We start from the raw sequence: 8,371 nt of genomic DNA, 5'->3' as shown, positions 1-8,371 counted from the left end.
CATACCTCCCAGCCTAGCCTCCTACCGCATGATGCTTGCAGTGGTGGTCGCCCTCACGGGCTCGTCTTACCCTTTCGGGCGGAGTACATTGTCAGAGCAGCTTCACACCGGGCCGTTACCAGTCTCGCATGTGCTCCTAGGCTACGACGGGAGAAACCGTCGGTTCCATCAGGTCGCCATATAGAGACTTCCAGTAGAACAATTACTTACGCGACTTCGTGTCGCACAACCATGATCAAGGCCGGCGGGTCGGGCTTGTCAGGATGCCGGATTGTATTCGATTCTGGCCCCTTTTCTCCCTTTTCCGCAAGTGAATGTCGCGGGTCTGATTGCCTGCCGGCTGATTTCCAGGGTCAGGGCTGGGGCACCACGTTGCCGGTGACGACCATATAGCGTGTATCCGGCCCCTCGAACCCCGGGCGGGTGTAGGCGAGGACCACCGCCAGTCCCTGGCCGTACTCGACGATGCCGCGGACCTGGTAGCCGAGCGGACAGGCGCGGCTCCGGGGCAGCCGCTGGTCGTCCTGGAGGACGCGCACCGCGCCGTCGGAGCGCTCCCGTCCGGCCAGTGAGAGCTTGAGCCGCTGCGCACCGCCCAGCTCGGCGCAAAAGGGGTCGTCCGCCGGGGGCGCGGTCTTGGTCGTTTCCACGACGATCTCGTACTCCGGCTCCTGCTCGACCGCCGGCCCGTGGCCCATGCTCATGAAGGTGAAGCGATTCGGGGCGCCTGCGTCCGCGTCCCCCGGTTCGCGCCACAGGAGGTTTTCTCCCGTCTCCTGGCCCTTGACGATGCCGAAGCGCTTGAGCTTGACCTCGCCTAAGGCCTGCTTAAGCGCCCGCTCGGGGCTTGCGCCGCTCTCCGACTCGATGAGCACGGTCTTGCTCGCCACCAGCTCGTTCCTGGCGACATCGACCACCCCGACCTCGGCATACGGAAAGCCCGAGCCGTCCTGGGTGCCGGTCTGCGCAAAGGCGTAGTATTGACCGCTCTCGGAGAAGCCCAGCGGGTGGAATTGTGCCTGGTCGCCGGCCGCGGCCAGCGCCGTCCAGGCGGCGAGGCCAAGGCTGGCCAAGGTCTGTTTGGTATCGATCATGTAGAATCTCGCAATGCAACGTCTACTCGGTTTGTCCCTGGTCCTCGCACTGTCCGCCGTCGGCGGCGCGCCGTTCCGGGTGATGATCAGGGGGTGCCAGGCGGCAATCTCGATACGATTGCCCTCGTAACCGCTTAGCCCCCCGGCGTCCGCTCGCCCCCAAGCAGTCTCAGGTGGTGATTTCCCGTAGGATGGGTAGAGCGCAGCGAAACCCATCCCGCCGCACCGCGGCGAGGGGGCTGAACGATTACCTCCCATCAGTCGTTTGTAGCTACGCAGCTATCGCCAATAATCTTGACGCCAAGTTATTGCCCGCAGTTGGAGGAGGAAGGGGTTTCCCGTCATCCTGCATCGTTTGAATCCACTCATCGACGATTCGGCACAATTGATCATATACCTGAACCTCATCGTCACCATGGCAGCAAGGGCCGATAATTCCGGGGCATTCGCCGATGAAACATTGATCTTCGTCAGACCATTCGACAAGTTTCAGGTATTTTGCGCTTTGGCATAAACTTGGCTTTCTTTCATGGGCGCGGGAATTAAGTAAACTGTCCCCGGAACTCCTAGCTTTGATCGAATTGAATAGTTCCCTTAGGTCTGGGTCTCCGAGCCACGTTTCTCTATCGCTTGTGTAGTCGCCCCACCCCATTTCCGTTTGTTGCAAGAATCTTATCATTCCAACTGGCCCGAGGCTCCGACTTAAGGCGTCTATGCCAACGGCCCTTACCTGATCCAACGTCATCGCTTCTGCGCTCATCTAAATTTCTTAAAATAGTGATGGGTGGTACGGATCACATTTTAGAGCCTCAAAATTCTCGTCGGCAAGCCGCTGAATACTTGTAGGAAGCAAAGCATAGAATTTCCAGAATTTCGGATTGGTGCGGTGTCTCACAGGTCAGTGCAGCGTCCCTCCCGAAGGTCTCGCAATGCTTCTTCAGCGAGCATGTCGAGACGTCCTGCAGAAACGTCGGCTTCCAATTGTCGGTCCCAAGCGTCAGCGTCAAATTCCTGAAACCAATCGCGAAAAGCAGAAAGGTCTTGACGGGAGAGCTTCGCCACAGCGATCCCAATCTCAGAAATACCGGTCATAAATGCTTACCTCTAAATGTCTTGAGCTATGCTGCGCCAGCCAGGCGTTCGTACGGGAAATGGGGTCAGGTTTTGACTTCTGCCGGGAGGAATAAGTCAAGACCTGACCCCATCCGCCGGCCCCTTATTCCTCTATTCGAGCCTGACCCCCTTATCCTCAAGATGGCGTCTCGCCTCCGCCAAGAGGATGGTGGCACGCTCGATCATCTCCCGAATTTCATCCGCGATGAGTACCGCATCCACTCCGTAATCCCCAAGTTGACGCTTGTCGAAGGCATCCAAGAGCCAGCGGTGATATTGCGGGTCCAACTCCCCGGTTTTGGCGAAATGGGCTCCAAAGGCGCCGATTGCTCCGCTGTGCTTGGAGAAACGCAATCCTTTCTCAGCAAGCAATGCCTGCACGCAGTAGAACATCGCGTAATAGGCCCGGCTGGCCGCGAAATCTATGTCGGAATCCGCCAGCAATCGAGTCGCGGCACGGATGGCGCGACCGGCCTTTTCCAATAGCTTGGCGCTGTCTTCGGTCATGCCGCGACGGCCTCGGCGCGCGCATTGACCAAGAAGGGGGTTGTCCGCTCCTTCCAATCCAGCGCTGAGACGAAGACCCGGCTGATCGTAATCCCGTATTCCAACGACAAGCGCGAGGCCAGATGACCGGTGCGGTCGATCTCCGCACCATAGCGGTCGATCCGATCCAGTACCACCAGCAGGTCCAGGTCCGATTCTGGCTGGGCCTGGCCCCGAGCGTAGGAGCCGAACAAAAACAGCCCCTTGAGCCGGGGACCGTAGATCTCCGACAGGCCAGTCCTCAGGTCCCGACGCAGTGTGTCGATCGGCGCGTTCATGGGCGACGTGCTCGCTAGGTGGTTCGGATCGAGTGGAGCGGATAAAGGAGCATGAACCTAAGCTTCGGCATAGACAAATCCGCGACTTACAGGCGGATCGACAAGCAGCCACTAGAGTTGAAGCGGCGCGGAATAGGGGACAGACCACGATTAATTCTCTGACTGCGCCTCACCGCGTTGTGTGGCAATTAAACGTGGTCTGTCCCCGATATCCGCTTCAATTAGTAAAAATCTGTTGCGGAATAGGGTGCGGAATAGGGCCTGCGGAATAGGTGCGGAATAGGGGACAGACCGCGATTAATTCTCTGACTGCGCCTCACCGCGTTGTGTGGCAATTAAACGTGGTCTGTCCCCGATATCCCACTGATCCATATCCAGTTGTCGCCGTCCAGGTTCTTCAAAATAGCAAGGACGGCTTCTGACTCCAGGTGAATCCTGTCCTGTGTTTGGTCGTCAAAGGGACGATTGAGGCAACAAACGTCCAGGTAAATCTTCATTGAGCATTCTTCAAGCTATCTGACTTGGTTATTTCGGATCGAGTTGCCAAGCGCGACAGAAGAATTAATCGTGGTCTGTCCCCTATTACGACAGAAGAATTAATCGTGGTCTGTCCCCTATTACGAAGCTCGCAAAGTAAGCGGGCCTGCTACGCCATCAGGCTGAAGATGGGCTAGCCGTTGAAAATCTGTTAGAACCTTCTCGGTCATTTCGCCAAAGTGGCCATCTGGTGCAAGTCGTCGGCGCCCAATCTTGGAGTTGAGCAAGCCTTGTAACTCTTTCACATGTTGTCCCGAATCACCACGACGCATTGCTCTTTGCATATCCAACTCCAGCACGTTTCACGTTGCGGATGCAATAAGACCAAGATCGTCTACCAAGACTCCCGCGCTCCCGGAGTAAGGTATAGATCATGGGGTAATCGGGGACGGGTAATCGGGGACCGGGTAATCGGGGACAGACCACCGGGTAATCGGAAGGGTAATCGGGGACAGACCCTGAGGTATCCCCACGAAAACAAACATAAAAACAGCGGCTTAAAATAAGTTTTCGATTTCCGTGTGCGTGCACGAGGGTTTGTTGCCACACTGTTAGGAAGGCAAACCCCACAGGAGGCCCCTCATGCACGCAGCGACATTATTGCACTCTTGGCTCGGTCAGTGGTTGTCATGTATCCACTCAAAACGCTTGCTATCGCTCTTCGATATGGTGGCCGCCTGCGTTGCCGGCACGGGTTTATCCATCACCTCGGTGGGACGGCGCCTGCCAGGCCCGACGTCCTTGAAACACAAGATCAAGCGCGCCGACCGCGTGATCGGCAATCCTCACCTGTATCGCGAGCGCACGGCGATCTACGGCGCCCTGTGCCGGATGACCCTGGCCCGGATTCCCGAACCGCTGATTCTCATCGACTGGTCGCCTATCAAGGTCGATCAATCCTTTCAACTGTTGCGCGCGTCGATCGCGGTCGGCGGTCACGCCTTGACCCTCTACGAGGAAATTCATCCCACCTGCGACCTCGGCAACCCCAAGGTCCAAGAGCGTTTTCTCCACACCGTGGCGGGCTTGTTGCCGCCTGGTGCCGCGCCCATCATCATCGCCGATGCTGGCTTTAAGGTGCCCTTTTTCCGTGCCGTCGAGGCCCTTGGCTGGCGCTGGGTCGGACGCCTGCGGGGGCGCGACTATGTGCGCCTGAACGCCGATTGGATCAGTGGCAAGTCGTTGTTTACAAAGGCAACAACGAAACCCGCTCGGCTCGGCATCGGCGACTGGGTGAGAAGCAATCCATTGCCTGTCGTCATGGTCTTGGTACGGTTGCCCAAGTGCGGTCGTCATGATAAGACAGCATCCGGGCGCATCGCACGCTCGCGCAAGAGTCGCAAGGCCGCCCGCAGTCAGCGTGAGCCGTGGCTGCTCATGGCGACGCGCCGTTTGGGGCATTTGGCAGCGAAGGCGATCGTGCGCATCTATCGTCAGCGTATGCAGATAGAAGAAGGCTTCCGCGACATGAAGAGCTTGTACTTTGGTCAGGGCTACGAGGCCAACCGTTCACACGACCGCAAGCGCCTTTCCATTCTCGTTATGATTGCCGCACTGGCGGCTTTCCTGCTCTTTATGATCGGTGCGACGGCGGAGCGGAAGAACCTCCAGCGCGGTATGCACGCGAGCAGTTCCACGCGTCGCGTCTATTCCCTGTCGTTTCTTGCCTCGCTCATTCTGAACATCACGAAAGTGGAGATCGCTCTATCCGAGTTCCTAGCGCCGGAAGAGCAGGTCGCCCAATTCCATCAGGCGCTATTGTTGGATGAATAAACGGAGGCGAAATTCGTGGGGATACCTCAGGGACAGACCACGGTTTCCCGAGCCAATCAGCGACAGTGATCGCGGACCGAGTGTCATCGGGAGTGAGAAACCGTGGTCTGTCCCCAGTTTCGCGCGAGATACATCAGGGTCGGTCTCCGTTCTCTCGCTATGTTTTGTAAGGACTACGAACAGGGAGAGAGCTAACCCAGCGATTGCCCAGAGGTTAGGGAACAAGAAATTGCGCCAGAAGCGCTTCCGGTCTGCTCGTCGATCTAGTTCGTCAGCTGCGATCACTGAATCGGTCTTGTCGTCACCAGCCCTAATGGCAAGGAGTTGCTCGCGGGACAACCCGCGAAAGTCAATTGCCATACTTGCTCTCCAGCCGCGCAATATCTTTACCGAGTGCATTCAATTCCGCATACGCGTCCTGGGGCTTATGGCCAGACCAACGGCTCCACGTCTTCTCCAACCCCACATGGGTGATTTTTGCTAGCAACCGCTTGTGGTAAATTCGCTCCCAGAAAAGTCTCTTGTCGACACACGCGTCGAACAGCGATTGCTCATATAACAGCAAGTGGCGGCAGAGGCGTATGGCGAACAAAAATGGCTCGCGCCTATCAGATTTGAAATTCGAGAGCACACCTTCCTCCATATAGACATCCTGATAAGAAAGAGCCAAGAGAATAGAACTCTGGCTAAGCTCTTGATACAGAAGATCAGCCCTTGGCATTAAATGGTGAAGCTCTCTTTCCGGGTCGTCTCGGTCAAGAACGTCGTCGAGGAGGCCCATTTGTTCGCATCGTCTTTCTGCCCAGTCAAGCTTTCTCAAAATTGGTCGGCCGGGCAAGCAACGCGAAACGTTCTCTTTAAAGACATGAACGTCAATTAGGCGGGGCCAGTGTGAAGCATAGCGTCTAGAATGATGCCACGCCCAATGTAGAAGCAGAATAATGAGGAAGTCAGTAGATTCGTCGTCGGGATCGTTCTCGAAAAGATTGATGAGGCCGATTGCCTCGTCTGGAGCGAAGTCGTCATAGCCTCGTTTTCCGATAAGTTCTAGCAAATTTGCTCTAGGAATGACCGGCCAATTACCCTTGGTCGTTAGAGCGAATCCACCGCCTGCCGTTTCTCCGAGTTCTGCTTTGTCGGTCGGTGCGTGCTGTAGTAGATTAGTCAGCAGACTAAGGCTGTCACGAAAGCACGAATTTGACAGTCCAAGTATAACTTCATGATTTTCATTGCTTCCATAGCGTGCAAGCAATGCCCAGAGGACGCGCAAGCTCTCGGCCGCAGTAGGGCGAGCCAACAGCTCTCGACCGGCGGGTGTGTGCTCCAGAAAGCGTTCTGCTTTATGTTCTAGAAGTTTCTGGAGAGTCAGTGTGTTGGCGAAATCAACTGTTATCGGCGTCCAAACCTGATTCCGGGAAAACTCATCCCTAGTGTGAGGTCGCGTAGCAAGAAGGAACTTCGTTGGATAGCTAACGCCATTGCGAAAACAATTCCAAAGCGGTGAAAGGAGGTGTGCAAGCGCCTTTCTGCCCTCCTTTTTGGGGATGCCTTCCACGTCATCGATGATGACGACAAGTTGCCGTTGCAGAAACGGTGAGGCGGCCGCGATCCCGTCTGTCAGCAGCGGAAGTTGCGACAGCTCAAACTTTAGCTTCGTTGCGAGATATGTGATGCGGCTTCCGCACTCCCACGCCTTTAACTCCCGGAGTATCGTATCGTCTATAGAGTCATCTTCTTCGTAGCGCGAGAGAATGTCGGGTTTGGTACGGACGACGAACGCGTGAAAGCTGGCCGCGGTCGGTTCCTGATCACGTCTTGCCTCGCGTTCTTGCTTCAAGCGGCGGAGGGCTGCGCCTAAGACTCCCTCAATAACACGGCGGACCGCATTGTGCGGCTTCTCATCGGGGTCGTCAGTATGGAGGTCAGTACTGTTAAAAGAACAATACAGTACTAGCGACTCCTCATGGAACTTTGTAATGCTGTCTGCGTCCCAGAGTCCGAAGAATCCCTTAATTGTTGTGCTCTTGCCGGTTCCTTTGTATCCAACTAGCTGCCACCAAGTTGTCTGATTGTGATCGATGAGTGCAGAGAGAATTGGTTCGCCGGCACTGTTTTGTAGGTAAGTCAACTCCTGCCCGTTTGAGGCGCCTTCAAGCACCGGATATGGGGCGAGTAAGAAGTCAATGAGCGGTTCAAAGTACCGTCGAATGTTTGAAGATCGAGCCGGCGCCCATTGCCCTCTCCGGCGCTCGGAGGCGCGCAACTTTTGTCGCATACTTTGCTCCCGTGCTGGACGACTCCAGCGAAATATCGAACTTTCTGATACTGGAGGCGCGGACGCCTAACGTGTTCTAGATCGAATCGAGTCAAGTATCCAAACACCAACTGTTTTCGTTAGACCGCTGTCTGTGTTGGACGCACATGACGGAAGCCGCATCCATGGTACTTGACCGATTCAGTCTGGCTTCTGTAATGTTCCCACGGACCAGAGCGCTCCGACGTAGGAGTGCGCAAATCAGACGCAGGCAACAAACGAACGCGAGTGTAAAGCCACGGCGATCGTTAAACAATGACCTCGATCACGTTTTTTTGATCGGCGTGGCCGCGCCGAAAGCCGTTGGATGGCGCCGCCCCGCACCAGCAGCAGCGACCGAGCCGCCGTCATCCCGGATCAGCGCCGCGCCGTTGCTGGTGCCATGCTGCAATGGCCCAGCAGGAGGCGCACCCCGGCGCCCGCCAAGGGTGCGGACGGTGGTTGTGGCCGCCGACGAAAAAAGGGGCACCGCAGGCCCCAACCGATGCCCAGCGGATGACGCGATTGGTCTATGGACTGCGGTGTCGGTCGTCCCGGGGGCTTTGGTGCGCACCCGGCTGCGCCCGGATCGCCCGCCCCGCTGGCTTGGCCGTGTCCTCCAAGGGGGTAAAGTCGCTGTCCTTGCAGAACTGGCGATACACCGCTGCCCGCGGCCTTGATCATCACTCCGGCTACAGGCCCTTACGGTAACCCGTCGCGGCCTGGGGGCCGCTCCT

At 56.7% G+C, this 8,371-nt stretch carries 7 protein-coding genes; 1 reads left to right on the top strand and 6 read right to left on the bottom strand.

All coding sequences use genetic code 11. The features are described from left to right. Window positions 1-353: 353 nt before the first annotated feature. The 5 genes from QZY48_RS28465 to QZY48_RS35105 all read right to left on the bottom strand — a co-directional run bounded on the left by QZY48_RS28465 (window position 354) and on the right by QZY48_RS35105 (window position 3,840). Window positions 354-1,094 carry a DUF2259 domain-containing protein gene (locus QZY48_RS28465; protein WP_295437024.1) on the bottom strand — a complete coding sequence of 247 codons (741 nt, stop codon included), beginning with the start codon at window positions 1,092-1,094 and terminating at the stop codon, window positions 354-356. Window positions 1,095-1,985: 891 nt separating this feature from the next. Further along, window positions 1,986-2,186, bottom strand: coding sequence for a hypothetical protein (locus tag QZY48_RS28460; protein WP_295437022.1), 201 nt, complete (start codon window positions 2,184-2,186; stop codon window positions 1,986-1,988). Window positions 2,187-2,318: 132 nt separating this feature from the next. Further along, window positions 2,319-2,714, bottom strand: a complete 396-nt coding sequence (locus QZY48_RS28455; protein ID WP_295437020.1) for a HEPN domain-containing protein — start codon at window positions 2,712-2,714, stop codon at window positions 2,319-2,321. Next, window positions 2,711-3,031 (bottom strand): nucleotidyltransferase domain-containing protein, encoded by a 321-nt coding sequence (locus QZY48_RS28450; RefSeq protein ID WP_295437018.1) that lies wholly within the window; start codon window positions 3,029-3,031, stop codon window positions 2,711-2,713. The genes QZY48_RS28455 and QZY48_RS28450 overlap by 4 nt, the downstream gene beginning before the upstream one ends. Before the next feature lie 617 nt (window positions 3,032-3,648). Continuing rightward, window positions 3,649-3,840 (bottom strand): peptidoglycan-binding domain-containing protein, encoded by a 192-nt coding sequence (locus QZY48_RS35105; protein WP_366929802.1) that lies wholly within the window; start codon window positions 3,838-3,840, stop codon window positions 3,649-3,651. Window positions 3,841-4,150: 310 nt separating this feature from the next. Here QZY48_RS35105 and QZY48_RS28445 point away from each other — a divergent pair, with 310 nt between their 5' ends. Further along, the gene (locus QZY48_RS28445; protein ID WP_295437016.1) at window positions 4,151-5,341 is read left to right on the top strand and encodes an IS4 family transposase; all 1,191 of its coding nucleotides are present in this window, start codon (window positions 4,151-4,153) and stop codon (window positions 5,339-5,341) included. Between the two features lie 349 nt (window positions 5,342-5,690). Here the strand turns inward: QZY48_RS28445 and QZY48_RS28440 are convergent, their stop codons facing one another. Further along, window positions 5,691-7,616 carry a hypothetical protein gene (locus QZY48_RS28440; protein ID WP_295437015.1) on the bottom strand — a complete coding sequence of 642 codons (1,926 nt, stop codon included), beginning with the start codon at window positions 7,614-7,616 and terminating at the stop codon, window positions 5,691-5,693. Window positions 7,617-8,371: the final 755 nt, after the last annotated feature.

The organism is uncultured Thiodictyon sp. (genome assembly GCF_903828115.1).
Lineage (GTDB): Bacteria > Pseudomonadota > Gammaproteobacteria > Chromatiales > Chromatiaceae > Thiodictyon.
This window is presented reverse-complemented; position numbering and strand designations above follow the sequence as displayed.